This window comes from Micromonospora lupini str. Lupac 08 (assembly GCF_000297395.2).
GTDB classification, from domain to species: Bacteria; Actinomycetota; Actinomycetes; order Mycobacteriales; family Micromonosporaceae; genus Micromonospora; species Micromonospora lupini.
In genome coordinates, this window is the sequence record NZ_HF570108.1 from 2002392 (window position 1) to 2029372 (window position 26981).

General features: G+C 71.6%; 19 protein-coding genes. 10 read left to right on the forward strand and 9 right to left on the reverse strand.

Annotation, left to right across the window (positions count from 1 at the left end; genetic code table 11):
• The first annotated feature begins 148 nt into the window (after nt 1–148).
• A complete protein-coding gene (locus MILUP08_RS10530) occupies nt 149–3061 on the forward strand; it encodes an AfsR/SARP family transcriptional regulator (protein WP_007457384.1) in 2913 nt (970 codons plus the stop codon).
• Nucleotides 3062–3246: 185 nt separating this feature from the next.
• Here the strand turns inward: MILUP08_RS10530 and MILUP08_RS10535 are convergent, their stop codons facing one another.
• A complete protein-coding gene (locus MILUP08_RS10535; protein ID WP_007457386.1) occupies nt 3247–4230 on the reverse strand; it encodes an NADP-dependent oxidoreductase in 984 nt (327 codons plus the stop codon).
• Here MILUP08_RS10535 and MILUP08_RS10540 point away from each other — a divergent pair.
• The 3 genes from MILUP08_RS10540 (at nt 4211) to MILUP08_RS10550 (ending at nt 7739) form a co-directional block, all read left to right on the forward strand.
• Nucleotides 4211–5275, forward strand: a complete 1065-nt coding sequence (locus tag MILUP08_RS10540) for a GlxA family transcriptional regulator (protein WP_337588106.1) — start codon at nt 4211–4213, stop codon at nt 5273–5275. The genes MILUP08_RS10535 and MILUP08_RS10540 overlap by 20 nt on opposite strands.
• Nucleotides 5276–5496: 221 nt before the next feature.
• Nucleotides 5497–6705 carry an alcohol dehydrogenase catalytic domain-containing protein gene (locus MILUP08_RS10545; protein ID WP_007457389.1) on the forward strand — a complete coding sequence of 403 codons (1209 nt, stop codon included), beginning with the start codon at nt 5497–5499 and terminating at the stop codon, nt 6703–6705.
• A 116-nt stretch (nt 6706–6821) separates the two neighbouring features.
• The gene (locus MILUP08_RS10550; protein WP_007457390.1) at nt 6822–7739 is read left to right on the forward strand and encodes a hypothetical protein; all 918 of its coding nucleotides are present in this window, start codon (nt 6822–6824) and stop codon (nt 7737–7739) included.
• Nucleotides 7740–7895: 156 nt separating this feature from the next.
• Here the strand turns inward: MILUP08_RS10550 and MILUP08_RS10555 are convergent, their stop codons facing one another.
• The 4 genes from MILUP08_RS10555 to MILUP08_RS10570 all read right to left on the reverse strand — a co-directional run bounded on the left by MILUP08_RS10555 (nt 7896) and on the right by MILUP08_RS10570 (nt 11819).
• Nucleotides 7896–8618: a zf-HC2 domain-containing protein gene (locus MILUP08_RS10555; protein ID WP_007457392.1), complete on the reverse strand. Its 723-nt coding sequence runs from the start codon at nt 8616–8618 to the stop codon at nt 7896–7898.
• On the reverse strand, nt 8615–9163 hold the full coding sequence (locus MILUP08_RS10560; protein ID WP_039905774.1) for a sigma-70 family RNA polymerase sigma factor: 549 nt from the start codon (nt 9161–9163) through the stop codon (nt 8615–8617). The genes MILUP08_RS10555 and MILUP08_RS10560 overlap by 4 nt, the downstream gene beginning before the upstream one ends.
• A 221-nt stretch (nt 9164–9384) precedes the next feature.
• A complete protein-coding gene (locus MILUP08_RS10565; RefSeq protein ID WP_007457396.1) occupies nt 9385–10002 on the reverse strand; it encodes a type VII secretion system-associated protein in 618 nt (205 codons plus the stop codon).
• The gene (locus MILUP08_RS10570) at nt 9999–11819 is read right to left on the reverse strand and encodes a hypothetical protein (protein WP_007457398.1); all 1821 of its coding nucleotides are present in this window, start codon (nt 11817–11819) and stop codon (nt 9999–10001) included. The genes MILUP08_RS10565 and MILUP08_RS10570 overlap by 4 nt, the downstream gene beginning before the upstream one ends.
• Nucleotides 11820–12018: 199 nt before the next feature.
• Here MILUP08_RS10570 and MILUP08_RS10575 point away from each other — a divergent pair, with 199 nt between their 5' ends.
• Together MILUP08_RS10575 and MILUP08_RS33710 are read left to right on the forward strand one after the other, a co-directional pair.
• Nucleotides 12019–12324: a hypothetical protein gene (locus MILUP08_RS10575; RefSeq protein ID WP_007457401.1), complete on the forward strand. Its 306-nt coding sequence runs from the start codon at nt 12019–12021 to the stop codon at nt 12322–12324.
• A complete protein-coding gene (locus tag MILUP08_RS33710; RefSeq protein ID WP_007457403.1) occupies nt 12321–12992 on the forward strand; it encodes a hypothetical protein in 672 nt (223 codons plus the stop codon). Before MILUP08_RS10575 ends, MILUP08_RS33710 begins: the two co-directional genes overlap by 4 nt.
• A 72-nt stretch (nt 12993–13064) precedes the next feature.
• Here the strand turns inward: MILUP08_RS33710 and MILUP08_RS10585 are convergent, their stop codons facing one another.
• Both MILUP08_RS10585 and MILUP08_RS10590 read right to left on the reverse strand, forming a co-directional pair.
• Nucleotides 13065–17462, reverse strand: a complete 4398-nt coding sequence (locus MILUP08_RS10585) for an FtsK/SpoIIIE domain-containing protein (protein WP_007457405.1) — start codon at nt 17460–17462, stop codon at nt 13065–13067.
• Nucleotides 17463–17548: 86 nt separating this feature from the next.
• Entirely contained in the window at nt 17549–17845 is a 297-nt protein-coding gene (locus MILUP08_RS10590; RefSeq protein ID WP_007457407.1) for a WXG100 family type VII secretion target, read from the reverse strand.
• Between the two features lie 228 nt (nt 17846–18073).
• Between MILUP08_RS10590 and MILUP08_RS10595 the strand changes: the two genes are divergently transcribed.
• The 3 genes from MILUP08_RS10595 (at nt 18074) to MILUP08_RS34445 (ending at nt 19912) form a co-directional block, all read left to right on the forward strand.
• Nucleotides 18074–18754 (forward strand): Lipoprotein (fragment), encoded by a 681-nt coding sequence (locus MILUP08_RS10595; RefSeq protein ID WP_007457409.1) that lies wholly within the window; start codon nt 18074–18076, stop codon nt 18752–18754.
• A 16-nt stretch (nt 18755–18770) separates the two neighbouring features.
• Nucleotides 18771–19223 carry a DUF4333 domain-containing protein gene (locus tag MILUP08_RS10605; protein ID WP_007457412.1) on the forward strand — a complete coding sequence of 151 codons (453 nt, stop codon included), beginning with the start codon at nt 18771–18773 and terminating at the stop codon, nt 19221–19223.
• A 179-nt stretch (nt 19224–19402) separates the two neighbouring features.
• Nucleotides 19403–19912 carry a sigma-70 family RNA polymerase sigma factor gene (locus MILUP08_RS34445; RefSeq protein WP_007457414.1) on the forward strand — a complete coding sequence of 170 codons (510 nt, stop codon included), beginning with the start codon at nt 19403–19405 and terminating at the stop codon, nt 19910–19912.
• Between the two features lie 20 nt (nt 19913–19932).
• Here MILUP08_RS34445 and MILUP08_RS10615 read toward each other — a convergent pair whose 3' ends face one another.
• Nucleotides 19933–22053 (reverse strand): amylo-alpha-1,6-glucosidase, encoded by a 2121-nt coding sequence (locus tag MILUP08_RS10615; protein WP_007457416.1) that lies wholly within the window; start codon nt 22051–22053, stop codon nt 19933–19935.
• A 122-nt stretch (nt 22054–22175) separates the two neighbouring features.
• Nucleotides 22176–23438, reverse strand: a complete 1263-nt coding sequence (locus MILUP08_RS10620; RefSeq protein ID WP_007457418.1) for an MFS transporter — start codon at nt 23436–23438, stop codon at nt 22176–22178.
• A 241-nt stretch (nt 23439–23679) separates the two neighbouring features.
• Between MILUP08_RS10620 and MILUP08_RS10625 the strand changes: the two genes are divergently transcribed.
• A complete protein-coding gene (locus MILUP08_RS10625) occupies nt 23680–26661 on the forward strand; it encodes an AfsR/SARP family transcriptional regulator (protein ID WP_237747052.1) in 2982 nt (993 codons plus the stop codon).
• Nucleotides 26662–26981: the final 320 nt, after the last annotated feature.

Genomic DNA, 26981 nt, shown 5'->3' on the forward strand with positions numbered 1-26981 from the left:
CGGAGCCGGTGGAAACGTGCCGTCTTCAGCCCCGGCGTCGGTTTTGTCGGTCCCGGCATTCCCCGCTCTATCCCGCAGCACCACCCGACGGTCGATTCAGTCACTGTCAACTGAGCCTTCACCAGAGGGCTCTCCGCGGAGCAGCGGCATGATCGTCGGGAGGAGCGACGTCCGCTCCGCTCGGGCGGAGGAGCCGTCGTCCGACGGTGGACCGCGCCTGCAGATCATGGGCCCGCTGCGGGTCTGGCGCGGCGGGAACGAGGTTGTCGCGGGTCCGCGTCAGCAACGTCGTCTGTTGGCGGTTCTCCTGGCTCGGGAGGGACGGCCCACCAGCACCGACGACCTGCTGGACCTGCTCTGGGGCCCGGAGACGCCGGCCAGCGCGGTGAACGTCATCCACAAATACGTCGCCGCGCTGCGCCGCCTGCTCGAACCCGATCTGCCCGCGCGTGCCGCCGGGTCCTACCTGCTCCGGCACGGCGACGGATATCTCCTCGCGGCCGGGCCGGAGACACTCGACCTCGTCGCGTTCCGCCGCGACGTCGCGGCGGCGAAGGTCAGCCTGCGACAGGACCGTCCGGTCGACGCGCTCGAGCACTATCTCGCCGCCCTGGGGCGGTGCCACGGTCGGTCCGCCGACGGTCTGGTCGACAGCGCCGTGGCGGCGGCCCTCCTCGCGGGCATCGACGGCGAGTTCTTCGACGCCACCATCGCGGCCGCCGCGGTGGCCACACGTCTGCGCCAGCCCGCGCGGGTGCTCGCCCCCCTGCGGCTGGCGGCGGAGATGAGCCGGCTCAACGAACCGGTCCACGCGAGCCTCGTGACGACCCTCGCCGCGGCCGGCCAGCAGGCCGAGGCGTTGGCGGTCTACGGCGCGATCCGGGCGCGACTGAACGAGGAGCTGGGCATCGATCCCGGCTACCAACTTCAGGACGCCCAGCGGCGGGCCCTCACCCAGGCGGTCCTGCCACCCGTCGAGGACGCGGCCCTCGCGGTGTCCCGGCCGGCGCCGCTGGTACGCCCGGCGCAGCTCCCGCCGGACCCACCCCTGTTCGTGGGTCGCGAATCGGAGCTGCTCATCCTGCGCGACCTCGCCGCGGGAATGCGGGCCCCGGGTCGGACCAGCCCGCTGGTGGTGGCGATGGACGGCATGGGTGGAGTGGGCAAGTCGACGCTCGCCACGCACTTCGCGCACCGGGTGGCCGACGAGTTCGCCGACGGGCAGCTCTACCTCGATCTGCAGGGTCACCTCGGCGAGGGCGAGAGTGTGTCGGCCGACGAGGCCGTGCGTTCGCTCCTGCACATGGTGGGCGTGCCCGCCGCCGACGTCCCCGACACGTTCGACGCGCGAATCGGGTTGTACCGCAGCATGACGGCCGGCAAGCACATCCTGTTCCTGCTGGACAACGCCCGCGACGCCGCCCAGGTACGCCCGCTGCTGCCGAATTCGGCGCAGAGTCTCGTGCTCGTCACCGGCCGGCGGGCGCTCGTCGGTCTCGCCGCGTTCGACGGCGCCCACCTCCTCCGGGTCGACCTGCCCGACCTTCCGGCGGCCCGTCGGCTGCTCGCCCGTCGACTCACCGGCCTGTCCAACCGGTCGACCGGAGGCGTGGCGTGTGCCGCCGCGGTCGCCGACGAGATCATCGAGCTGTGCGGCCGGCTCCCGCTGGCGCTGGCCATCCTGGCCGCCCGGATCGCCGCCCGTCCGCGGTTGTCGCTCGCCACCATCGCCGCCGAACTGCGCGACGGCGCCCGCCGGCTCGAGGCGTTCCCGGGTGGCCGGGGCCTCACCGATCCGCGTACCGCCTTCTCGTGGTCCTACCGGCAGCTCAGTCCCGGCGCGGCCCGGCTGTTCCGGCTTCTGTCGGTGGCCCCGCCGTCGGGTGTCACGGCCGAGGCCTGCGTGAGTCTCGTCGACCGCGACCCCGACAGCACGCGTGCGGAGCTTGCCGAGCTGATCGAGGCGGCCCTGGTGACCGAGCACCACGATGGCCGGCTCACGTCGCACGTGCTCGTCAAGGCGTACGCCCACGAGCTGTTCCAGGCGCAGGAACCGGCGGCCGAACGGCAGGCGGCGATCAGCCGCCTGCTGCAGCACTACCTGCACAGCAGTTTCCAGGCACAGGTGGCCCTGGACCCGAACCGGCCGCCGATCGAGCCACCGGCGCCGCTGCCCGGTGTGGTCGCGGAGCGGCCGGGCACGTACGACGAGGCCATCGCGTGGTTCGGCAGCCAGCGGGAGGTGCTCAAGGAGGCGGTGCGTCTCGCCGCCGACGTCGGGTACGGCATCGTGCCGTGGCAGCTCGCCATCGCGATGCAGCAGTATCTCCAGTGGGCCGGACGCTTCCAGGACTGGGAGGACGTCATGCGGGTCGCGCTGCGCGCGGCACGCGAGCGCCACGACGCCGTCGGGGAGGCGCACGTCCTGCGCAGCCTGGCCGGCGCGCGGCACTACTTCGGCGCCCACGACGAGGCGCTCGGCCTGCTCGGCGAGGCCGCGCGGATCTACCAGGACCGGGACCTACGACTGGAACAGGCGTTGGTGCACAACAACTGTCATCAGGTGTTCAGCGCGCTGAACCAGCATGACCGTGCCCTCGACCACAGCTTGCGGGCGCTGTCCCTGTTCCGCCTCCTCGACAATCGTCGGGGCGAGATGTCCAGCCTGTTGTTCAGCGGAAAGTCGCTCACCGCCCTGGGCCAGGTCGAGAAGTCGGCCCAGGCGCTGCGGGAGGCCCTCGATCTCAACCAGCGGATCGGCCGCGCCCACGAGGAGAGCGACATCCGGACCTCCATCGCGGACAACCTGGTCGTGACCGGGCGGGTCGACGAGGCGGTCGAGCAACTGGAGTTGGCGGCGGACGCGGCCCGACGCGTCGGGAACCGCCCCTCGCAGTTCGACGCGCTACGGCAGATGGCCGACGTTCTCATCACCGCCGGTGATCAGCCGGGCGCGCGGCGGGCGTTCGAGCGGGCAGGAGCGGTGCTGCGGGAGTTGCAGGACGGCGGCACCGACGGCATGCGCGCCTCGGTCACCCGCCTCGCCGCGAAGTTGGCGTGACCGAAGCTGTCCGCTTCGTTCAGGGCCTGGGTCAAAGTCCTCGGTCGAGCCGAGGCGGAGTCCAGGCGGCGATCCGGCAAGGCGGATACTCGTCCGGACACCGGTGTTGTATCCGGACGAATATCCAAAGCGGCCGGTCGTTGTCCGGGCCCGCCGCAGGTCGGCCAGGGGCTTTGACCCACGCCCTAGCAGGCTCGGTCGTCCGCGACGCGGAGCACGATCTTTCCCCGGGTGTGACCCTGCTCGCCTTCGCGGTGGGCGGTCGCGACCTCGGCCAGCGCAAGGACCTTGGCGACCTCGACGGTGACGGTGCCCTGCTCGATCAGCGCGGCGATCCGCGCCAACGCCGGACCGTCCGGCTCGACCAGGAAGCCGGTGACGCGGACTCCGGCGGCGGCCGCGGCCGTGGCCAGCTCCGGCGAGACCCCGGCCGGCACGGCCACCAACAGCCCGCCCGGACGCAGCGTCTCGACCGACCGGGTGCTGGTGGCGTCGTACGCGTCACCGACCAGATCGAGCACCACGTCGACGTCCCCGACCTCCTTCTCGAAGCGGCCGGTGGTGTAGTCGACGACCTCGTCGGCACCCAGTTCGGCGAGCCACTGCTGGTTGCGCGGGCCGGCCACCGCGATCACGTACGCGCCCAGGTGCTTGGCGAACTGCACCGCGAGGTGCCCCACCCCACCGGCAGCAGCAGTGATCAACACCCGCTGCCCCGGCCGCACGCCGGCGGTGTCCACAAGCGCCTGCCACGCGGTCAGCCCGGCCAGGGGCACCGCAGCCGCCTGCTCGAACGTGCGGCCGGCGGGCATCCGGGCGAACTGCCGCGACGGCGCAGTGACGTACTCGGCGTAACCGCCGCCGGCCCGCGGGAACCAGGGCATCCCGTAGACCCGGTCGCCCGGGGCCAGGGTGGTGACGCCGAAGCCGACCTCCTCGACCACACCGGCGACGTCCCAGCCCAGAACGAACGGCGGCGCGCCGAGCACCCCAGCCATGCCGGTGCCACCGCGGGTCTTCCAGTCGACCGGGTTGATCCCGGCGGCGTGCACCCGAACCAACACCTCGGTGGGCAGGGGTACGGGGCGCTCGACGCGCTCGACGGACAGGACCTCGGGACCGCCGAAGGTGTGTTGACGGACCGCGTTCATGGTGTCGTTCTCGCTCATGATCCCAGTCTTCATACCGCGGCCGTGCTTCAACAGTGTCCTTAAAGACGTCGTGCGTAAGATTCGTGCCATGCCCCATCGCGTTGCCGTGCTCGCCCTCGACGGCGTCATCCCCTTCGATCTCGGCATCCCGGCCCGGGTGCTCAGCGAGGCGCACGACGCGGCCGGCCGGCCGCTCTACGACATCGTCACCTGCTCCCTCGACGGCACGCAGGTCCACACCAACGCCGGATTCACCATCCAGGTACGGCACGACCGCGACGCGCTCGCCCAGGCCGACACGATCGTGGTCGCCACCCAGGAGCCGTCCACCGCCATGCTCACCGCCGGCGAGCTCGACCCCCGGGTCGCCGAACTGCTGCAGACCCTGGATCCGGCCACCCGCGTGGTGAGCACCTGCACATCGGCGTTCAACCTCGCCGCAGCCGGTCTTCTCGACGGGCTCGCCGCGACCACCCATTGGGCGCTGAGCGACCGGTTCGCCGCGCTGTTCCCCGCCGTCGAGGTACGGCCGGATGTGCTGTTCGTAGACGCCGGTCGTGTCCTGACCTCGGCGGGAGCGGCGGCCGGTATCGACCTGTTTCTGCACATCGTGCGCACCGACCACGGCGCGTCGATCGCCAACGATGCCGCCCGCCGCTGCGTCGTGGCCCCTTGGCGAGACGGCGGCCAGGCCCAGTTCATCGCCCATCCGACTCTGCCCGCGTCGTCGGCGGGAACCGGCCCGACCCGGGCGTGGGCGCTGGCTCGGCTGGACCAGCCACTTTCCCTGGCCGATCTGGCCGGGCACGCCACCATGACGAAGCGGACCTTCAGCCGGCACTTCGTCGCCGAGATGGGCGTGACACCGTTGCAGTGGCTGATCGCCCGGCGCATCGACCGCGCCCGAACCCTGCTGGAGAGCACCGACCTGCCGGTGGAACGGATCGCCACCGAGGCAGGCTTCGGCAGCGCCACTCTGCTGCGACAACACATGCACGCGGCGCTGAGAGTCACGCCGCAGCACTACCGACGCACGTTTCAGGCCCCGGTCCCGAAGACCTGACCGGCGAAGCCGGCGTTGATTCCCCGCAGGGACAAGGGGAACCGCCTACATCTCGACGTTGATGTTGCCGTCTCGGAACCTGCCACTACCGACGACACGGCTACCCCTGACCAACTGCCGTTGCAGTACTGGGTGCGGGTTTGCCGTGCCGGGTCCGGGGAAGCCGAATTTCCCGTTCGTGGCCCCCAGCGCCCCGACACCAGTGCGGATGAGGAGTGCCCATGAAGGCTGTCGTCTATCACGGCATCGGCGACATTCGCGTCGACGACGTGCCGGAGCCCCGCATCGAACAGCCCACGGACGCGATCGTGCGAATCACCACGGCCGCGATCTGCGGGACCGACCTGCACTTCGTACGCGGCACGATGTCCGGGATGAAGCCGGGGAAGGTGCTCGGCCATGAGGGCGTCGGGGTGGTCGAGGAGGTGGGCACGCAGATCCACAGCTTCAAGCCGGGCGACCGGGTGGTGATCTCGGCGGTGCTGGGCTGCGGATCCTGCGGCTACTGCCGCCGGGGCCTCTTCGCGCAGTGCGACAACGCCAACCCGTACGGGCCGCGCTCCGGCACCGCCTCGTTCGGCTCACCTGAGGCGCAGGGCCCGTTCAACGGCTTGCAGGCCGAGTACGCCCGGGTCCCCTTCGCGCACACCAACCTGGTCCGCCTCCCGGAGAACGTCACCGAGGCGCAGGCGATCACCCTGTCCGACATCTATCCCACCGGCTACTTCGGGGCGGTGCTCGCCGACGCCAGCGACGGCAAGATCGTCACCGTCTGGGGTTGTGGCCCGGTGGGTCAGTTCGCCGTCCTCTCCGCGTACCAGCGCGGCGCGTCCCGGGTGATCGCGATCGACGGGCACGCCGACCGGCTGGAACACGCCCGTCGGCGCGGGGCAGAGGTGATCAACTTCAACGAGGTCGACCCCGTCGTCGCGATCATGGAGTTGACGGACGGTATCGGGGCCGACTGCGCCATCGACGCCGTCGGAGTGGACGGTGAGAGCCCGAAGTCGGGGCCCGCCGCCGGTCGGGACGACGAGCGCAACGCCGAGGACCAGCGCACGATCTCCCCGAATCTCGACAGCCGGGGCCAGGATGGACACTGGAAGCCGGGTGACGCGCCGAGCCAGGCACAGACCTGGGCGGCCGAGAGCCTCGCGAAGGTGGGCACGCTCGGGATCGTCGGGGTCTATCCGCCCACCGACCGATTTTTCCCGATCGGCACCACCATGGCCCGCAACCTGACCGTCCGCGCCGGCAACGGCAACCACCCCAGGTACATCCCGAAGCTGCTGGACATGGTCGCGTCCGGTCAGGTCCGTCCGGAGGACGTCGTGACCGAGCACGAGCCGCTCACGGACGCGATCGGGGCGTACCGCGAATTCGATCTGCGCAGCCCCGGCTGGCTGAAGGTCGCTCTGCAGGCCACCTGAGCCCACGTGTGACGACGGCGGCGACACCGGGCCTGAACCGATCGCGGACCCGCTCCGTGTGAGTGGCGAACGGCTTCCGGACCTCCTGGAAGCCGGGTGATCGCTGGAGAAACCCGATGATGCGCAACCACGTGACTCCCCTCATCGCCGTGCTGGCCGTCGGCGCGGCGACCCTCACGGCGTGCGGCTCGAGCCAGGTGCCGCCAGGTCCGGCCCGGGCCGCCGACCTGGGCGGCAGCCCGGCCGCGTCCCCGACGGGCGGGGCCGGCGTCGCCCTCCTGCCCGGCACCGCGAAGTCCAACAACGCGGCGGCCGGCACCGGCGACTGGGCGACGCCCAACGGCGGGGTCGCCACCGGAGACGCTCGCGAATCCGCAGAGCGTTGGGTCCAGGTGACGGCGGGCAAGGCGGGCAAGCTCGACCCGGTCGTGGTCAACGGCGCCGGGCTGACCCTGTACCGCTTCGACAAGGACAGCAACAAGCCGCCGGTCTCGAACTGCGACGGCGACTGCGCCGCCACCTGGCCGCCGGTCACCGTCGCTCCCGCCGGCAAGGTCTTCGTCGCCGGGGTCAAGGCGGCGGACGTCGGCACGATCCCGCGCCCGGACGGCACCCGGCAGGTCGCCATCGGCGGCTGGCCGGTCTACCGGTTCGCCAAGGACACCAAGCCTGGTGACACCAACGGTCAGGGTGTCGGCACCACCTGGTTCGGCGTGACCCCGACCGGCGGGAAGGCAGGCGTGTCCGGTGGCGAGGGGTCCGCGCCGGCCGCCTCGCCGGCGCCGCCGGCCACGAGCGCGGTCCTCTTCGACGACCCCAACTTCGGCGACGGCGCCGGCTCGCAGGGCGTCGCCGGCACCGGCTGCCGGAACCTGAGCCGGCCGGGCGTCTCCTCCTCCGTGGCGGCCCCCGGCTCGCTCAAGCTCTGGGCCGGCCCGGACTGCACCGGCCGCTCGAAGGTGATCAACGGGGACGTCGCCGATCTGGAGACGGTCGGCTTCGACAACGCGGTCGTCTCGGTCCGCCTGGGCTGACCCGGGACGACAGGCCTCGCGCCGGCTCAGCCACTGGCTGGGCCGGCGCACTGCTGTCCGCTGGCCGCCGGGCCCGACGAAGACGCTGTCCGTGCCGCGTTCGTCGGCGTTCGGCTGGCCGCTCGCCGGCCGGGCCGGGGTCGCGGGTGGCCGTCGCTAGAGCTTCGCGCTGACGTACGCCATGCCGTCGGTGGTCTCCACCCGGACACTGTCGATCTCGGCCACGTCGATCAGGGCACTGCCGTCGAGGGTGACCCCCTCGGCGGCCCCGCGCTCCGACACCAGCCAGCCGCCCGCCAGCACCGTGCTGCCGTCTCTGGCCACGACCAGGAGGCGACAGCGCTGGCCCTGCGGGATGCCGGAGACCGTGGCCCGGACGCGTACCCAGCCGGTGGCCGGCTGCACGGCCACGGCCAGACGGGCGCCGGTGACCGGGTCGGAGGCGCTTGTGGAACGGGCCGGACGGTCGGCCGCGACGCTCGGGGTCGCCGGCTCCGGCTGCGCGGTGGCGTCCTTCGCCGGGTCGTTCGCGGGGCCGAGGACGACACCGCCGAGGACGGCGGAGGCGACGACCGCCGCCGCGACACCGGTCAGTGCGTGCCGGCGGCGTCGCTGGTCGCCGGCCTCGCCGCGGATCTGTCGCAGGGTGCGCTGCCACAGGAGATCGCCGTCCTCAGGCGGGCCGTCGAGCAGCATCACGTCGGGTACGTTCCCGAGCGCGTCCGCCCACGTCCGCAGCGACTCGACCTCGGCCCGGCACCGGGCACAACCCGCCAGATGCTCCTCGGCGCGGCGGGTCGCCTCCGGGTCGAGTGCCCCCAGCAGGTAGCCGCCGATGTCGAGCTGGTCGACGTGCGGCGATGAGCTGTCGGATGTCATGAGGCAGGCCGTTCCACCCCGGCGGGACGCTCGGCGAGATCGCGGAGTGCCCGGAGTGCGTAGTAGGAGCGTGACTTCACGGTGCCCGGTGGGATGCCGAGTGCCTGGGCGGCTTCCGCGACTGTACTCCCGCGCAGGTACACCTGCTCAAGCACCTGACGGTGGTCCGGGGACAGGCGACTGAGCGCGTCCGTCACCACGATCGAGGTCACCACCTGGTCGGCGTGGTCACGTTCGACAGCCGTCTCCGTCGGACCCTCCGGCACCTCGGGTGGCCGCGCGTTCCGGGCGCGTACGGTGTCGGTCACGATGTTGCGGACGACAGTCAGCAGCCAGCCGCGCACCGAGCCCTTGCCGTTGACGAGGCTGTCGGGATGCCGCCACGCGCGCACCAGCGCCTCCTGGACGACGTCCTCCGCGGCCGCGCGGTCCCGGGTCAACTGTGTCGCGTAGGCGAGCATCGCGCGTCCGTGCTCCTCGAATATGGACCGGACCAGTGCCTCGCCTGCCACCTCGCGCCGACGAACAGGTCCCGATCCCGCCATAACTACCACCCTTTGCTGACCCTTGCGTCGCCGGCGTTGTCGCCGAGTGCCCACGGGTTCTCAGGATGCACGCGCCGTTCTCCGCGCTTGTTGATCTACAGAGGATTTGTCTGTTGACCCACGTCGAGGCCGAATCGAGACGTTGACAGCCTTCATCACGTGCTCGACGGCCGGTCACCGCTGGGCTCGGACGACACGTCCGAGCCCAGCGCGGTGCGGCGCTACCGGGTCGACGGCGACGCGTCGCCGCCCTGCGGGTCGCCGGCGACGACGACCTCGCGCAGCGCGTCGCCGCCCTGCGGGTCGCCCTCGACGACGACGTCGCGCAGCGCGTCGGCGAACAGGCGCATGGCACGGTGCCCGCCCGGGTTCAGCAGCACGTCGACGCCGTCGGGGAGCAGCGTCAGCAACTCGTCCAGGTCGACCTGCCGCCAGCCGGCCGCGTCCACCCGGGCCTGGTCCGCGGTGCCGGTCGCGACGAGCACACAGGGGACGTCGTCCGGCGCCGACGCCACGATGACGTCACCCACGCTGTCCAGCGCGACGTCCACCAGGCTGTCCCGCAGCGCCAGGAGCACCGCGTCGACACCGGCGCGACCGGTGGCGACAAGCCTCGCCGCGGCGTCCACCGGACTCGTGGGCGCCTCCGGATCCTCCGGCTGATACAGGGGGTTGGGCGTGAACCGGCCGACGACGCCGTCCGGCTCCACCAGCCAGCCACCGACGATGGCCTCCACCGGGGGCACCTGCGCCGCGCCCTCGTCGGCGGGCTCGGTCCACCCCGCGTCCGTCAACAGCATCCAGTTCCGCTGGCGTACGCCCTGGTCCTGCTCGTTCATGAACTCGCCCCCTCGGTGCTCGGAATGATGCGCTTGAACTTGCCGCCGTTCTCCACCGCCAACGTCGCGATGGGTCGACCCGCGTCGGTCAACAGCCCGTCCACGTCCACGCCCTCGGTGGTCACGACCGTCTCGTTCGCCGCGAAGATCCGCCGCTGGCTGCCGAGGTCGCGCATGGCGTTGGCGAAGTCCTTCCCCCCGGTGCCCGCGGTGTTGCCGAAGTTGCAGGAGATCAAGGCGATCGACTTCCCCGGGTCCGAGGCCGAGTTGCTGGCCTTGAAGATCTCGTTGTGATGCAGGACCTTCGCGAACTGCCCGCCCGAAACATGCAGCACCGTGCCGTCTTTCAGCCGCACCGCGGCACCGTTCGGGTTGCCGTGCGCGATGACCAGGGTCGGCTCGCTCTTGAGCCGGGCCCAGGGCGCGACGTCGAACTCGTTGCCCGCGAAGTTGGTCTCCCTCCCGGGCAGGCGCCGGATCGCCTTGGTCCCGGGTTCGGCGATCGTCCCGCCGATGTTCCTGCCGAAGGCGAGGTTGGCGTCGGTCCGGGCCCAGCTCGTGAAGCTGTCGTTGTCGGTGGCCCTGCTCGGGAAGAGCACACCGATCTGCCTACCGTTGTTGTCCACAAGCGGGGTGGATTCGACGTCCGAGGCGTGGAACGTCTTCAGGTGTCCCTTGCTGTTCTGACCGAGGATGATTGTCGGATCGTTCGCCTGCTTCTTCCGGGCGTTCTGGAGATCCCGGGCGAACCGCAGGTCGAACAACTTGTCGTCGATCCGGTTGAACACACCCCTGATGGTCTTGCCGATGCCGACCTCGGTGACCTTCGCGTCGATGCCGCGACCCGGTGCGGCGGCGGCGCCTCCGGTGACCTCCCTGGTGCTGTCCTTGATGCCGTCGGCAATCCTGCCGGGGCGTACCTTGCCGAGCTTGCTGGCGAGCTTGATGACCCGGCTGACGATCCGTCCACCCGGAATCAGTCCGAGTGCCAGCCCACCGGCGGCGAGGGCGATCTCGGCCGGGTCGCCGCCGAGGGCGGCCGCGGCGAGTTCGATGCCGCCGGAGAGGAAGCCGATCGCCGAACCGAGGGGCGGGAAGATGAACGACGCGACCACCGAGAGCACGTCCAGGATCGTGGTGATCCATTCGATAACCGTGCTCTGGAGGAAGTCGACGAACGCGTGGAACGCCTCGACGATCTTGTCCCAGAGGGAGCGTTGCGGTGCGTCCTTCGCCAGCTGGTTCAGTGTCTCCGCGGCGGTCCGGGCCGCCTGGTCGCGCAGGGCGGTCGCCTGGCCGAGCAGTGCCTTCGCCCCGTCCAACGCCTGTTGGGCGTCGGCCGCCCGGCTCCGGGCGGCGCTCGCGTCGTCGGTGACCTGCTCCTTCGCGTCCGGGGCGGTTGCGGTGTCGGCGTTCATCGTGACAAGCGCCGCCACCGCCGAGGCGACCGACGCCTGCGCCGCGCTCCGGTCTCCGGCCGCCTGCCGCGCCTGGTCGAGAGCACGCAGCGACATCGTCTGCGCCTCCTCCAGCGACGGCAGATAGCGCAGGTAGGCGTCCGCCGCCGCGGCGTACGAGTTCGCCATCCCGTCCAGGCGCCCGGGCAGCTTGCCGATCAGATCCCGGAAGGCATCCATCGCCTTGCCCTGGCCGACGTCGACCTGGCTTCCGGACGCGAGCAGGTCGTGGGCCTCCTGGGTGGTTCTGGCGAGTTCCTGGTATGCCCGGGTGATCTCCGCAAAGGACTCGGAGTCACCCGGCACGGGATCTGAATCGAGCTGCAACACGGACCACTCGGCGTCGCCCGGACGCGTCATGACGAACCTCCCCATCGCATCGTCAGGCCGGCGCCCGAACCGTCCGCCGGGAGCCGAGTCGCACACGTAGCTCGACGGAGATCGGTTCACCCGCTGAACCGCACCGGCCGCCGATCCGTGTACGGCGCAGTTGCCGTGACGGTCTGGAGGGTGCGGAGATGAGCGAACGGGATGGCAGGCCGGCGGGGGAGTGGGCGCGATGAGCGTGATCCACGTACCCGGCGCGGAGCTGGAGCGGGTCCACGAACTGCTGCGGCGCACGAAGGAGCTGATGGACAGCGCGTCGATCAGGTCGATGGGCGCGGTCGTCGACACGCTCGGGCAGCGCAGTCTGGAGGATGCCGCCCACCACTTCGAGAAGCGGTGGGGCGACGGCCGGCACGTCGTGGCCAAGGACCTCGAAGGGGTACGCGACGCCGCCAAGGCCGTCGCCGACGCCTTCCGGGAGGCCGACACGCAGACGGTCAACGCGTTGACGGCTCCGGCTGAGGGGGCGGCGCCGTGAGCGCGACGGACACCCATGCTCCCGCTCCGACCCCTACCGGTTTCGAGCTGCGTACGCCGCAGGCGTGGGTCGACTTCTCGACGGCCGACGAGGCGAGCGAGAACCGGCTGCGCGAGGAGGCACGAGGGCACGCCCTGGCCGCCGAGTTCACCGCGGACCAGGCGGAACGGTTCGCCGAGCAGGTGCGCCGGTCGGTACGCCAGGCGCGACGCTCCGGCGCGGTCCACGCGGCCGGTGTCTTCCAGCTGTACGAGGACGGCCCGCTGACCGCGACGGTGCTGGTTACGGTGGCTACCCCGCCGGCCAGCGGTGACATCCTCGGCGCGCTGACCGCGGTGGGGCAGCCCGCCCGGGCCGACGGGACCTGGCGGCGGGTGACCACTGCGGTGATTCCCGGGATCGGCACCGTGGGCCGGGTGTACGGCATCCAGAACGTCACCCAGGACGGCGCGACTATGCGGTGCGCGGTGATGCACACGGTCGTGCCGATGCCCGGCTCGGCGGACGTCGTGGTGGTCACCGGTTCGAGCCCGAACCTCGCGGAGGCCGAGGAGATCTTCGAACTCTTCGGCACGATCACCGAGACGCTGACGTTCACCTGGGACGACGACCGTCCGGCGCTGACCGCCCGGACGGAATCCACGGGGGAGACCGCAGCGGACGCGTGATCCGGCCAGACAGATCAGGGGGACACCGCGATCCGGTGTCCCCCTGACCGTTTCCGCCACGGCCCGCCTACCTCACTCCTCCGCCGCCGTGGCCTGGGGCTCGGCCCTGTCGGGCGTCACCGACGCCCGCAGCGCCGCCGGATCGGTCCGGGGCACCTGCACCAGGCGGACGGTGCCGTCGCCCAGGTGCAGCAACGCCCGGCCCAGGCGTCCCACGCCGAGCTGGCCACGGGTCAGCTTGGCGCCGATGAGCTCTCCGTCGCCGAGGCCCTGGGGACTGAGCAGCGCACCCTGCCGGTTGCGCCGGGCGTCGACGTGCCAGCCGCCGAAGCCGCCGGACAGGCCGTCGATGGTGCCGGCCATGATCAGTCCGAGGCCCTTTTCCGTGCCGGCCCGCGCGATCTCCCCGAGGTCGCTTCCCGCATCGCACTTGAGCAGCAACTCGGCATCGTCAAGCACGACCACTGCCGGCCCGTTCCTGGCCTCGAGCGCCGCCGTCAGTCCGGCGGAGGTGAGGTTCTCGCTCGTGACGAGGTCGAGCACCCCCGGCAGACCTGCCAGTTCGCGCAGTGGCGATCTGCGGGGCGCCGCCACGACCACAGGCGTTCCCCTGCGCAGCAGGCCCGCCACCATCGTCAGCAGCGCGGTGCTCCGACCCGAGCGCGGCGGCCCGGCCAGCACCAGACTCGGAATGACCGTCAGGTCCGGCCCGAGCGCGGCGAGTTCGTCACCGCCGACCCCCAGCATCGTCCACAGTGGCTCGGCGGGCCGGGCGAGCGCCTCGGTGTCCGCCAGGGTCAGCTCGTCCGGCAGCACGTCGATCCGGAACGGGCGACTGGAGGCCCCGAGGTCCGCGTCCCGCTGGCGGGCCGCCTCGGCGATCTCGACGAGTACGCGCGCCTGGCCCTGACCGGACACGTCGTCGCCGAGCAGCGCGATCTGCGCCTCGGCGCCGTCGGACGCCCGGATCGCGCGGCCCGCCTCGATCTCGTCCGGCAGTTGCCGGTGGTTGATGCCGACCATGCTGTAGTCGCCGCGTTCGGTAAGCCGCAGCACCAGCTTGTCGTCAGTCGTGGACGAGATCCGGCTGGAGAACATCGCCCGGTCACCCGCGAGCACCACGTGGATGCCCGCCCCGGCGCCCTCGCGCAGCAGCGTCAGCAGGCCGGCCATGATCGTGCCGTTGTCGTAGTCGGCGAAGGTCTTGTCGAAGACCTCGAACCGGTCCAGCAGCAGCAGGAGGTGGGGCGGCCGCTCAGCCGCGGCCACACCGGCCCGGTACTCCACCATGCTCGCCGAGCCACTGGCGGCGAGCAGTTGCTGCCGCCGGCCCAGCTCCGCGACGAGGCGGGCGAACAGCCGGCCGAGCCGTTCGGCCTCGGTGCGCTGCACCACCGCCCCGCAGTGCGGCAGGCCACCGAGGGCGAGCAACGCCCCGTTGCCGCAGTCCACCCCGTAGAGGTGGACGTCCGCCGCCGAGTGGACGCGGGCGAGTGCCCCGCCGATGGTCCGCAGCGTCTGCGATCGGCCGCTGCGCGAGGAGCCGATGATGTGCAGGTGCCCGAGCGTCCCGAGGTCCAGCGCCAACGGCACCTGGTCCTGCTGGGCGGGAAGGTCCACCAGCCCGTACGCCACCGCCGGAAGGTGGTAGCCGCTGCCGCGGGCCGGCGGCAGCGCGTCCACGGACAGCTTCGCCGGCAGCGCGGGCAGCCAGGGGCTGTGCTGCGCCGGGATGGCGAGCCGCTCACTGGCGTCCCGGATCGCCCCCACGAGCACCGCGAGGTCGGTCAGTTCGGCGGACGGCTCCGCCTCGCCGCTGCGCCGGCGGGGCGCCGGGCGGCCGAGATCCGGCCAGGAGAGCGGCGCCAGCCACGGCGCCGGCCGGGCGGTGGTGCGCGCGCCGGGACGGAACCCGCCTACCCGTCCCGCCTGGAACGGCACCAGCGACGACTGGGCGAGACGGACGAAGGCGCGACCCGGCGTCGACTTCGAGATCGAGGCCGCGTCCGGGGCGTTCAACACGTCCTGGCTCTCGCTGCTGTCGGTGACCCGCAGGGCGATGCGCAGGTTGGTGTTGGCCCGGATCTCCGGCGAGACCACGCCGCCCGGGCGCTGGGTCGCGAGCACCAGGTGGATGCCGAGCGACCGGCCCCGCTGCGCGATGTTGACCAGACCGGTCACGAAGTCGGGCAGGTCACGCACCATCGACGCGAACTCGTCGATCACGATGAGCAGCCGCGGCATCGGGACGCGGGACGGCTCGCGGCGCAGCAGCTCGACGTAGTCGTCGATGTCCTTCGCCCCGGCCTCGGCGAGGATGTGCTCGCGTCGCCGCAGCTCCGCCGAGAGAGACGTCAGCGCCCGGCTCACCAGGTGGGTGTCCAGGTCGGTCACCATGCCGACCGTGTGCGGCAGGAGGACACAGTCCTTGAAGGCGCTGCCGCCCTTGTAGTCGACGAGCACGAACGTCATCGCGTCCGGCCGGTTGGCCACCGCGAGCGAGGCGACGAGGGTCTGCAGCAGCTCGGACTTGCCGGAGCCGGTGGTGCCGGCGACCAGGCCGTGCGGTCCGTCCCGCTTCAGATCCAGGGCGAACGGCCCGTCCAGCGACACCCCCAGCACGGCCTCGGTGGTCCGGCCCCCGGACGTCCACCGGGCGGTCACCGCGTCCGGCTCCGGCGGCTCCATACCGAGTACGTCGAGCAGCCGGCTCGCGCCCGGCAGGGCGCTCTCCTCGTCGGCGCCACCGATGTCCCGCAACGGAGCGAGCGCCCGCGCCACCCGGCTCAGCCACTCGGGCGAGACGACGTCCGGGTGGATGTCGTCGATCGGGGCCGCGAGGGTCTGGGTCACCAGCAGCGATCCGTCGGGCTGCTGGGCGATGACGGCCTGGCACTCCTCGGGCAGCAGCCGCTCCTCGGCGTCCACGCAGATGGCGTACACGCCGACCGACGGCCCCTCCCGCAGGATCTGCGTGACACCGGGCAGGGACCGCAGCTTCCGTGCACCGTCGAGCACCACGAGGATGTCGCGAAACGCCCCGTCGGCCCGCTCGCCGGACCGGGCCGAGATGATCGTCACCAGTTCGCCGACCCGGCGGGCAAGTGTCTGGGTGTCGGTGCCGACGGTGGCGAGGGTGTCCTGGCCGTCGCGGGGGCGCAGGTGGGGCAGCCACCCGGCCCAGGCCCAGCCCCGCTCGTCGTCGGCGCCGCAGAGCAGGTAGATCTGCAGGTCCTCCGGGCTGTGCAGGGCGCTGGCCTGGGTCATCATCCAACGGGCCGTCGTCCGTGCGATGGCGCCACCGGCCACCCCCACGACGCCGTGCTTGCGTACCGGCACGGTCGCCGGCACGTCGAGGGCGCTCCACCGGACCTCGCGCCGGCTCTCGTCCTGGCTCAGGTCCCGCAGCACCACCTCGGACGGCAGGTCCGCGCTGCCGACCCGCAGTTCGAGGAAGTCGGGGTCGGTGCGGCGTCGCTCCCAGAGCCGGCGCTGCGGCCCGACGGCGATCAGCGCCATCGCCGCCGGGTCGGGGAAGTTGTCCCGGCGGGCCAACCGTTCGGTGGTCAGCGCCTCCTGCGCCTCGCCGCTGATGCGCGCCTTCTTCTTCTCGTACTCGGCGAGCCGGGAGCGGTACGTGGCCCGCCCCTGGCGGCGGGCGCCGATCTGGCCGGCGATCAGCACCAGCGGCGACAGGATGGCGAAGAGCAGCGTGAGCGGGTTGCGGGTGACGACGAACGCGGCGCCGGAGAGCAGGACCGGCGCCAGCACGGTGATCAGCGTGAGCGGCCGCCGCTCGGGCGGGGCCGGCGGCCCGGGGAGGGTGAACTGGGTGGTCCGCGCCGCGGGCAGCAGCCGTGGCGGACGGTTGTAGTCGAGGCCGGTGCGGTCCTCCGAGATCTGGAGCGCGGCTTCCTCCCGGACCGGGCGACGTAGCTCCAGCAGGGACGAGCCCGCCGCGAGTTGCGCGCCGGGCGCCCAGACCCGCTCGTCGTCGATCTCCACACGGTCGAGCAGCAACCCGGGCCCGGTCGGGTGCAGCAGGCACTCGCCGTCCTCGTCGACCCGGACCCGCGCGAGCGCGGGAGCGAGCGGGTCGTCGTTGAGGCGTACGTGGTCGTCGTCCGCGACGCCGATGGCGTGCTCACCGACGTCGAGCGGGAACAGGCTGCCGGCGCCCAGGCCGCTGACGACCCGGATCTCCAGCGGACCCGGCGGCCGTGGGGGCGACACGGGTGCCGGGCGGTCCAGTTCGAGCACGCTGCCCTGCCACAGCGGCGCGTCGGCGAGGGTGAGCCCGGGATCCAGCGGAGCACCGGCGACGAAGAGCGTCGGCGGTCGGCCACCGGGTTCCGGACGGCGCTGGGCCAGCACCTCGGCGAGCTCCGCGACTGTGGAGTCGAGAGCCGCCTCGACCTGGTAGTCGGTGGCAGGGGTGGACTGGTCCGTCACGGTGAGCAACAGGCGCACGGGTATCTCCTGGTCGGATGATCCGTCGGGAACACGGCTGGGGCCGCGTGGTGAGTGCGCACCACGCGGCCCCGACCGTTCGTTCGTCAGCGGCTGAGGCTGGCGGCGGTCTGCGTGTCGGTCTCGGAGAAGGCGTCGCTGACCTGCGTGAGGTACTGGCTGATGCCCTCCATGCCGTGCAGGGTCTGGTCGACGCTGCCCTTGTACTCCTCGAAGTACGGCCCGAACTGCTGCTGCGCGCCCGGGGTGTTGTAACCACCCTGGATCAGAGTGTCGATCTTGCTCTTGGCCTGGGTCATCCCGTCCAGCAGCGTCTGCATGTTCTGCTGCAGCCAGCTCGCCGACTCCTGGATGTCCTCGCTGACGATGTGGTACGTGGCCATGTCGCCCTTCCTTGCCCTGGTCGGTGGCCCGGCGAGCCGTTCCCTCGTGGACCGTCTTGCGCCGATGCCGCCACCCACACGGATGCGCGCGCCATCCGGTTCAGGGCGCTGTGGATTCCGTCGCGGGCCCGGTCGGGTGGCCGCGCTGAACCGTTTCGTGGGGCCGTCCGTGTGGGTGCCGGACCTGTGCAGCAGCCCGGTCCGTACCGAGCACGAGGGGGAGCGAACATGGTGGAGAGAGCGCGGGTCGCGATCGCGGCGATCGGTCTGGCGGCCTTGGCGGCGTGCGGGGACACCACGGGCGCGGGCGCCACCGCGACAGCACCGCCCCCGGGGCCCGCGCCGGCGGCATCGGCCACCGCGAGCAGCGACCCCACCCCACAGGTCATCGAGGTCAGCCCCGTGCCGGCGCCGACCGTGGCGAAGACCCAACGGCGGGTCCAGATCTTCAGTGGGCCGTCCGACGTTCCCGTTCCGAGTGCTCCGGACCGCGGCCGGGGTGTCTCCGTGGTGCAGTTGCGGGCCACGAACCAGGCCGACATCGGCACCTACGTCGCGGACGGCCGGGGCATGACGCTCTACCGGTTCGACAAGGACTCGGCGAAACCGTCGAAGGCGACCTGCGCGGGCGACTGCGCCAAGACCTGGCCCCCACTGCTCATCTCGTCGCCCGGCCAGATCTACCCGGACGGCGTCGACCCGCAACTCGTCGGGTACGTCGAGCGGCCCGACGGCACCTGTCAGGTGACCATCGGCGGCTGGCCGGTCTACCGGTTCGCCAGGGACACCGCGCCCGGCGACATCCGGGGCCAGGGAGTCGGTGGCACCTGGTTCGCGGTCGCCCCGACCGGTGAGCGCACCAAGCCGCTACCCGAGGTGGTCACCGTGCCGACCCCCACCGCCCGCTGAGCCCGAGGAGTCGACGATGAACCCAGACGGCGCGTCCGACAGTTCCGCGGTAGTCGGCGCCAGCGGGACGGTCCTGCTGGTGCCCCGCTGGAAGCCGGCGCCCCCGCCGCAGTGGGGGCCGGCGACGGCCGGGCCGACGGCGAGCCGGTGGCGGCGTCCCTCCCGGAAACTCGTGGTCGCCATCGCGGTCCCGGTCGTTCTTCTGATCGCCGCGGGGACGGTCCTGGCCGTGACCCGGCCCGACCTCCCGCAACGGAAGGTTCTCGACACCGCAGTCCTGCAACGGCAGGTGCTCACCGTGCTTCGCGACGACTACCAGTTCGACGCGGACACCGTCGCCTGCCCCGTCGACCAGCCCGTCATCGACGGACACCGGTTCACCTGCACGGCCGAGGTCGACGGGACGACGATCACGACCTGGGTGACGGTCAGGGCGAGCGGCCAACTCGACATCGCACGCCCGAGGTAGTCCGCCGGGGACTTCGCGGACGCCCGGGGCCTGGCGCGTGCCGGTAAGAGTTCGTCACGAGGCTGGTAAGTGGCGGACCGTAGCGTCAGGGCTCGGGCCGATCGCCAGTGCCGAACCCGAACGGTGTCGGTGGCGGGGCCGCTCGCCCACCCCCTCTCGCGGAGGACCAGGCACCAGCAATGACAACCCACACCTGTGCGGCCACCGGTCGGCGTCCCGCACTGGACCAGTTGATGTCCGAGCACGCCGGACCGCTGCTCACCTTCGTTCGGACGCTGGTGGCGGATCACCACCTCGCCGAGGACATCGTGCAGGAGACCTTCATCCAGGCGTGGCAGCACGGCAACCGCCTCCCCTTCAGCGAGGTCCCGATTCGTGACTGGTTGATGGCGGTGGCGCGGGGCCTGGCCGTCACGTCGCTGCGGGAGGTCGCCGTCGGGCGGGAGACGACCGAACCGGAGGTCGACGTCGCCCAACCGGATCACGCGGACGCCGCCGTCGCCACGGCCGAGGCGATCATGCTGCTGCGGCGGCTGCCGAACGAGCATCGGGCGGTGCTCCTGCACACCTACCTGGCGGGACGGACGACGTACCAGACGGCTCGGGTGCTCGGGGTTCCGGTCCGCACGGTCCGGTCCCGGCACCACGACGCGCTGTCCACCCTGCGGACGAGCAGCGCGAGACCCTGACGCAGGGCGTCTCTCGTGGCTCAGGCGGAGGCGCGCAGGCGCGAGCCGGAGGCTTCGACGATCCGCCGCGTGCCGTGCACGGTGACGCCGGTCAGCCGGATGCTCCCCAACGCCTCGGGAATGCGCGGATCGGTGCCGAGACGGCCGTCGCTGACGTCGAGCCCGAGCATCGTCCGCAGGAGCAACAGCGGGGCGCCACTGGCCCAGGCCTGGGGATTGCAGGCGGTGGGGTACGGCACGGGCCGGCGTCCGAGCGAGCGGTCGTACCCGGAGAACGCCTCGGGCAGGCGGTAGTCGAAGTGGGCCGCCGCCTCGAGCATCGCCATGGCGATGCGGTTGGCCGCGTCCCGGTGGCCGTACCGGGCGAGCCCGGCGGCGATGATCGAATTGTCGTGCGGCCACACGGTGCCGAGGTGGTAGCCGATGGGGTTGTACCCCACGTCCTCGGTGGACAGTGTCCGGACACCCCAGCCGGAGAACATCGCGTCGGACATCAACTGCCGCGCCACCACCGCGGCACGCTCCGGCGGGACGATCCCGCTCCACAACAGGTGGCCCATGTTCGAGGTCATCGAGTCGATGGGCCGCTTGTGGGCGTCGAGGCCGATCGCGTAGTAACCGCCGCGCGTCGGCAGCCAGTAGTCACGGTTGAACCGGTCGCGCAGATCGGCGGCTTCGGCACGCAGGCGTCGCGCCAACGGGGCGTCGGCCCACGGGCCGTCGGCGAGTTCCGCGGCGCGGAGCTTGGCGTCGTAGGTGTAGCCCTGGATCTCGCAGGTGGCGACCGGCAGGTCGGGGAGCGTGCTGTCGGCGAACTGCACACCGTCCGGTGAGTCGCGCCAACACTGGCTGCGCATCCCGCCCGGCGAGCGCGTGGCGTACTCGACGTAACCGTCGCCGTCGCGGTCGCCGAATTCGTCGATCCACCGGAGAGCGGCGTCGACGTTGGGCCGCAACTGCCGCACCAACGCGTCGTCGCCCGTCCACCGCCAGTACTCCGAGAGCAGGATGAGCCACAGTTGGGTGGTGTCGGCCGAGCCGAAGCAGGGGCCGTACGGTACGACGCCGAGTTGCGTCAGCTCACCGGAGCGGAACTCGTGCAGGATCTTTCCGGGCTCCTCGTCGCTGAAGTCGTCCACGGCGTCGCCCTGGTGCGCCGCGAGCGTCACCAGCGCACCCCGCGCGACGTCCGGTCCACAGCTGATGCTCTGGTAGGCGGTGACGAGCGTGTCCCGCCCGAACACGGTCAGGAACCAGGGCATGCCGGCGGCCAGCAGGACGACCTTCTGGCCGTTGATCTCCTTGACGATGTGCATCGACATCAGGTCGGTGGCGGACTTGTGATAGACGTTGCGCAGCAGTTCCGAATCCGCGCTGAGGTCCGGCTTGTTCGCCGCCCACCGCGCCGTCACGTCGTCGCCGCCAGTGTCGTGCGCCTCGCCGAAGGTGCGGCTGGCCGGTTGGTAGTCCGCACCCTGACAGTTCAGCAGCACGCGCAGCTCGCAGTCCCAGGTGTCACCTCGCCCCAGGTGCACGTCCCAGATGAGCGCGTCGCCCTCGACCTGGTCGGCAGGCGGGTCGGCCTCGACTGTCGTGCCGGCCGACCAGTGCGAGTTCTGATAGGAGAAGCGCAGGGCCGAGCCGTCCGACAGGTGGGTTCGCCTGATGTCGGCGATCCTGCTCCGCCCCGCCTTCTTGATCTCGAAGAGGTCGGCGAAGTCCACGCCGACGTCCAACCGCAGGCGTACGCGGACGGGTTCGGTGCCGAAGTACTGCACGGCGATCCGCTCGTACATGCCGTCTCCGACGAACCGTTCCCGGCGTACGCCGATCCTGTTCGCCCGCAGGCCCGGCAGCTCCGAATTGGCGAGGAAGAACGCCGCCGAATAGGCATCGACAGTGCTGGCGCTGAGCACGAGCGGGGCAAGCCCGTCGAGGGTCATCTGCCAACGGCTGAGATAGCGGGTGTCGTCGTGCACCAGGCCGGCGATGGAGTCGCCCGGCACGTCACCGACCGAATTGGACAACATGAAGGTCCGGCCCTCGAATATGCCGATGGAGTCCGAACCCAGTTCCGGGGGCATGTCGCGGTTGGCGCCGCCGTGAGCCTGATTCTGCTGTTGCGTCGGCCGTGAATTCATGGCACCCGCACCTCCCCGTTTGGCAGGGGGCGGCCCCGCCGTGCACGATCGCAGTCTAGGACGCGAAAAGATGGCCTCGCTGCGATATCGAAGGGCTGTGCCGGCGGCGGCGAGGGCACTTGTCATGCCGGTGGGCGTGCGGGCGTGGCTCCTGTCTTTTCCCGGCCCACGGTGGTGAGGAAGAGAATCAGGCCCGCGGTGGTGAGGACGAATCCCGCCCACACCGTGGAGAGGGTTCCCCATCCGGCGCCGAGGGTGACGGCCCCGCCGATCGCGCCGAGCGAATTGGCGAGGTTGAGGGCGGCCAGGTTGAGGGCGCCCATGAGGGTGGGCGCCTCGGGCGCGAATTCGGTCAGCCTTACCTGAATGGTGGGAATGGCGAACATCATTGTCGCTCCGACGCCGAACAGCGCGGGCAGGAGGATCAGGATGTCAGCGCCGAAGAGGCCGATGGCCACGAGCACCACCAGGACGTAGCCGAAGCCGTAGATCAGCGGGCGGCTGCCGTGCCGATCGGCCGCCCGGCCGCCGAAGTGGTTGCCGAACGCCATGCCGAGCCCGAAGACGGCGAGGGCGACGGGGATGAGCGACGGGCTCTCTCGCGCCGCGTCGGTGACGAAGGGCCCGATGAAGGTGTAGACGGCGAAGATGCTGGAGATGCCGAGCGCCGCGACCGCGACCATGAGCCAGACGTCGAGTCGTCGAAGCGCGCCGAGTTCGTGCGCGACGGAGCCGCCGTGCAGGTCGTCGGTGCGGGGCAGCCACGCCAGCAGCGCCGCGCCGGCCAGCAGGCCCAGGCCGATCACCGTCCAGTAGGTGGCACGCCATCCGGCGTGCTGGCCGACGAGGGTGCCGAGCGGTGACCCGAGGATGGTGGCCACGGTCAGGCCGCCCATCACCGTCGCGAAGGCCCGCCCACCCTTGCCGGGGCCGTAGACGTAGGCGGCGACGACCGCTCCGGCGCCGAAATAGGCGCCCTGCACGCTTCCGGTGATGAAGCGGAAGACGACGAGGGTCGCGATGTTCGGGGCCAGGGCCGAGAGGACGTTGCCGACCAGGAAGAGCGCGATCAGGCCCAGCAGGAGGGTACGGCGGTTGGCCCGGGCCGCGAGAAGCGTGATCGCCGGTGAACCGATCATGACACCGAACGCGTAGGCGCTGATCGCGTAGGTGGCGACCGGGACGGACGTCCCCAGGTCCGCGGCGAAGAGTTGAATGATCCCGTTGCTGCCGAACTCGCCGGTGCCGATGGCGAACGTGCCCAGGGCCAGTGCGAACAGGGTCGGCCCTTTCCGAGGACCCGGCGCTGCGGCGGCCGGACGGGGTCCGTACGACGTGGTGGGGTGAGCCGGGCCGGGCCGGGTGGTGCGTTCTGACGCGGTCATGGTGCCTGTCCTCGTTGCGGGAAACCTTCCGCGTACATCCTGACGACAGGCAGTTGACAACTTCTGAGTTCTGGATGCCGGAGCGAAGGGGATGGCGGGCGCCGGAACGGACAACGGGCACCGGTTTTCGCCGCTGAAGCGGCGCCGTTTCCTCTCGTGTCCGTTTCACTCTGACCGTCGGCCTGTTATCTCGGGCCGGTCGTAGACTTGTCAGCTCGTCGAGATGTTCACGATCCGTCAAGTGGAACAGGAGATCGCATTGTCGAAATCGGCCGGTGCCCGTCGCGCCGACGACGGAGCGCGGCCGGTCAGCGGCAGTCTGCGCTTCCAGATCCTGGGCCCCCTGCGGTTCTGGCGTGACGGTGTGGAGGTGAATGCCGGCCCCCGACAGCAGTGCTGCCTGCTGGCCCTGCTCCTGGCGCGGGCGGGACGACCCATCAGCGTGAGCAACTTGACCGGGCTCCTCTGGGGCGAGGAGGCGCCCGCCAGCGCCACGAACGTCATCCACAAGTACGTCGGCACCCTGCGACGGCTGATGGAACCCTCTCTCCCACTGCGGGCGAGCGGCTCGTACCTGCGGCGGCACGGTGACGGCTACCTGTTCGCGCCGGGCCCGGGCACGCTGGACCTGGTCACCTTCCGTGAGCTCACCGGCGCCGCCCGGGCGAGTCTCGCCGTCCGGGACCGGGACGAGGCGCTCGACCGTTACGTCGAGGCGCTGGAGTTGTGGCGCGGGCCGGCGGGTGACTCGTACGCCTCCGGAACGGCGGCAACGCCGATCTTCGCCGCACTCGACCGGGAGTTCCTCGCCGCGTGCGTCTCCGCAGCCGAACTCGCGGTGTCGCTGAGCCGTCCCGCGATGGTTCTCCACCACCTGCGACTGGCCGCCTCAATCGCGCCGTTGAACGAACCCGTGCAGGCGAGTCTCATCGCCGCCCTGGGCGCGGCCGGCCATCAGGCCGAGGCGCTGGAGACGTTCCGGACGGTGCGCTCCCGCCTCGCCGACGATCTCGGCATCGATCCCGGCAGCGCGCTGGAGGCCGCGCACCGCCAGGTGCTGACCCAGACGCCGCCGACGGTGACCGGTAAGGGCGGGGGCGGCGGACCGCGGCCGAGCGTGCGTTCGTCGCCAGTGCCGCTGGTGCGACCGGCGCAGCTGCCACCCGACCTGCCCGCGTTCGTCGGACGCACCGCGGAGCTGGCGACTCTCGCCGGGCTGCGGGGCGCCCTGGCCGACGCGGAACGGACCGGCCCGCTGATCGTCGCGCTGGACGGAATGGGCGGGGTGGGGAAGTCCACCCTGGCGGCGCACTTCGCCCACCTGGTCGCGCGGGAGTTCACCGACGGCCAGCTGTACCTCGACCTGCGGGGAGACCAGGCCGAGACCGACAGCGTGTCCGCCCCCGACGCGCTGGGTTCCCTGCTGTCGTCGCAGGGCTTCCACATGTCAAGCGTTCCGGAGACGCTCGCCGCGCGCGTCGGCATCTACCGGAGCCTCACCGCCGGCAGGAGCATCCTGGTGCTCCTCGACAACGCGCGGGATTCGGCGCAGGTGCGTGCGTTGCTGCCGAACTCCCCGGCGTGCCTGGTTCTCGTGACGAGCCGTAAGCCGCTCGTCGAGCTCGCCGCGCTCGACGGCGCCCATCTGCTGCATCTCGACCCGCCGGACATGCCGAGCGCCCGTGAGCTGGTCCTGCGCCGTCTCCAGCACGCGCCGAACCGGTCCGTGGGGGCCAGTGCGTCGTCGGACGGCGTTCTCGACGAGATCATCGAGTTGTGTGGCCGCCTACCGCTGGCGTTGGCGATCCTGGCGGGACGGCTGAGCGCTCGTCCGCGACTCGCCCTGGCGGACGTCGCCGCCGAACTTCGTGACGGCACACGACGGCTCGCCGCCTTCGCCAGCAGCCAGGGCGGAAGCGATCCCCGCGCCGCGTTCGCCTGGTCGTACCGTCAGCTCAGCCCGAAGGCCGCCCGCATCTTCCGGCTCTCCTCCGCCGCCATGGCGCCCGGCATCTCGGCCGAGGCCCTCGCCAGCATGTCCGGGACTTCGCCGCGGTCCGCGCGGGAGATGCTGCGGGAACTCGCGGACGCGGCCATGCTCGACGAGGACGACAAAGGTCGGTTCACGTCGCACGTCCTGATCAAGGCGTACGCGCAGGAGCTGTTCCTGGCCGAGGAGCCGGACCGGGACGCGGCGGTCTGCCGGCTGTTGCAGCACTATCTGCACAGCAGCCACCACGCGGCGAGCGTGGTGGCGTCGATGAGCCCGACGGTCGTGCCGGCCCCGCCGCCCGACGGCGTGGTCGCGGAGCGGCCCCGTGCGTACGACGAGGCGATGCGTTGGTTCGATGACCACCGGGAGGTTCTGCCGGAGGCGGTGCGGCGCGCGGCCGAGGGCGCGTTCGGTGTCGCGCCGTGGCAACTGGCCCTCACCGTCGAGCCGTGGTTGCAGCTCACCGGGCGGTTCCACGACTGGCAGGACATGATGCGCGTGGCGCTGAGGTCCGCCCGGGACAGGGAGGACGAGGTCGGCGCGGCACACGCCATGCGGGGCCTCGCGGACTGCTGCTACCACTTCGCCACCTACGACGAGGCGATCGATCTGCTCTCGCGCGCGCAGCGGACCTTCGCGGAGCACGGCATGATCCCCGAGCTGGGCACTGTCCACGCAGCCCTGCAACGGGTCCACAGCCAACTCGGCCGGCACGAGCGTGCGCTTGCGGAGAATGAGAGAGCGCTGTCGCTGTACCGTGCCGCCGGCATGGAGCACGGCGAGATCCGGACGACCGCGATCCGGGGGTTGTCACTCGTCCGCCTCGGCGCCCTCGACGAGGCCATGTCGTGCCTCACGGAGGCGCTCGCCCGTAGCGAGAAGTCCGAACGGAGAACGGACGAGCCGGCCATCCGCATCGCGATCGCCGAGTGCCTCGGTGCGCGGGGCCGCCGGCGCCAGGCGCGGGATCAGCTTGAGCGGGCGGTCGACGCGGCCGTCGAGTCGCAGAGCCGGATCGGCGTCTTCGAGGCGTCGGCCCTGCTCTGCGCGGCACTCCTGGACCTCGATGACGTGCCGGGCGCATGCCGGGCGTGGCGGCACGCCTGCGACGCCATGCACGCCATGCAGAACGGGGGGACCCGGACCATGCGGGACGAGGTCTGCGACCTGGGGGACAGGCTGACCCAGGTCACCGAGTTCGTCCCGCGGTCGCGGGACACGCAGAGGTGAGCCTCGTTCTCGATTGCGGCCGCCCTGGTCGCCTGCCGCGAGGCCAGCGGTCTCCGGTCGGCGGGCCTGCGGCCTGACCGGCCTGACCGGCGCGCTCGGCGCCGGGTCGGTCCGTCCGCTGTGGCCCGTTCCGCGGCACTCGGCCGGTTGAGCGTGATATCGATAACATGCTATCTTTCGGCGCGGGAGCGAAGGGCACGCTCCCCGTCACCTCAGTCAACCGTCGCAGGCATGCCGAGGGCTCACCCCTCCCGCCGCCTCGCCGGTCGGTGATCGGTCCGGGCCGCTCCGCCACTGCCAGGCGACCGCAGGCGGTCGTC

Bases quoted from the DNA above. Each gene is read 5' to 3' on its own strand.
- MILUP08_RS10530 (WP_007457384.1), top strand. From the start codon at position 149: ATGATCGTCGGGAGGAGCGACGTCCGCTCCGCTCGGGCGGAGGAGCCG.
- MILUP08_RS10540 (WP_337588106.1), top strand. From the start codon at position 4,211: ATGGTGTCGTTCTCGCTCATGATCCCAGTCTTCATACCGCGGCCGTGC.
- MILUP08_RS10535 (WP_007457386.1), bottom strand. From the start codon at position 4,230: ATGAGCGAGAACGACACCATGAACGCGGTCCGTCAACACACCTTCGGC.
- MILUP08_RS10545 (WP_007457389.1), top strand. From the start codon at position 5,497: ATGAAGGCTGTCGTCTATCACGGCATCGGCGACATTCGCGTCGACGAC.
- MILUP08_RS10550 (WP_007457390.1), top strand. From the start codon at position 6,822: ATGATGCGCAACCACGTGACTCCCCTCATCGCCGTGCTGGCCGTCGGC.
- MILUP08_RS10555 (WP_007457392.1), bottom strand. From the start codon at position 8,618: ATGACATCCGACAGCTCATCGCCGCACGTCGACCAGCTCGACATCGGC.
- MILUP08_RS10560 (WP_039905774.1), bottom strand. From the start codon at position 9,163: ATGGCGGGATCGGGACCTGTTCGTCGGCGCGAGGTGGCAGGCGAGGCA.
- MILUP08_RS10565 (WP_007457396.1), bottom strand. From the start codon at position 10,002: ATGAACGAGCAGGACCAGGGCGTACGCCAGCGGAACTGGATGCTGTTG.
- MILUP08_RS10570 (WP_007457398.1), bottom strand. From the start codon at position 11,819: ATGACGCGTCCGGGCGACGCCGAGTGGTCCGTGTTGCAGCTCGATTCA.
- MILUP08_RS10575 (WP_007457401.1), top strand. From the start codon at position 12,019: ATGAGCGTGATCCACGTACCCGGCGCGGAGCTGGAGCGGGTCCACGAA.
- MILUP08_RS10590 (WP_007457407.1), bottom strand. From the start codon at position 17,845: ATGGCCACGTACCACATCGTCAGCGAGGACATCCAGGAGTCGGCGAGC.
- MILUP08_RS10595 (WP_007457409.1), top strand. From the start codon at position 18,074: ATGGTGGAGAGAGCGCGGGTCGCGATCGCGGCGATCGGTCTGGCGGCC.
- MILUP08_RS10605 (WP_007457412.1), top strand. From the start codon at position 18,771: ATGAACCCAGACGGCGCGTCCGACAGTTCCGCGGTAGTCGGCGCCAGC.
- MILUP08_RS34445 (WP_007457414.1), top strand. From the start codon at position 19,403: ATGACAACCCACACCTGTGCGGCCACCGGTCGGCGTCCCGCACTGGAC.
- MILUP08_RS10615 (WP_007457416.1), bottom strand. From the start codon at position 22,053: ATGAATTCACGGCCGACGCAACAGCAGAATCAGGCTCACGGCGGCGCC.
- MILUP08_RS10620 (WP_007457418.1), bottom strand. From the start codon at position 23,438: ATGACCGCGTCAGAACGCACCACCCGGCCCGGCCCGGCTCACCCCACC.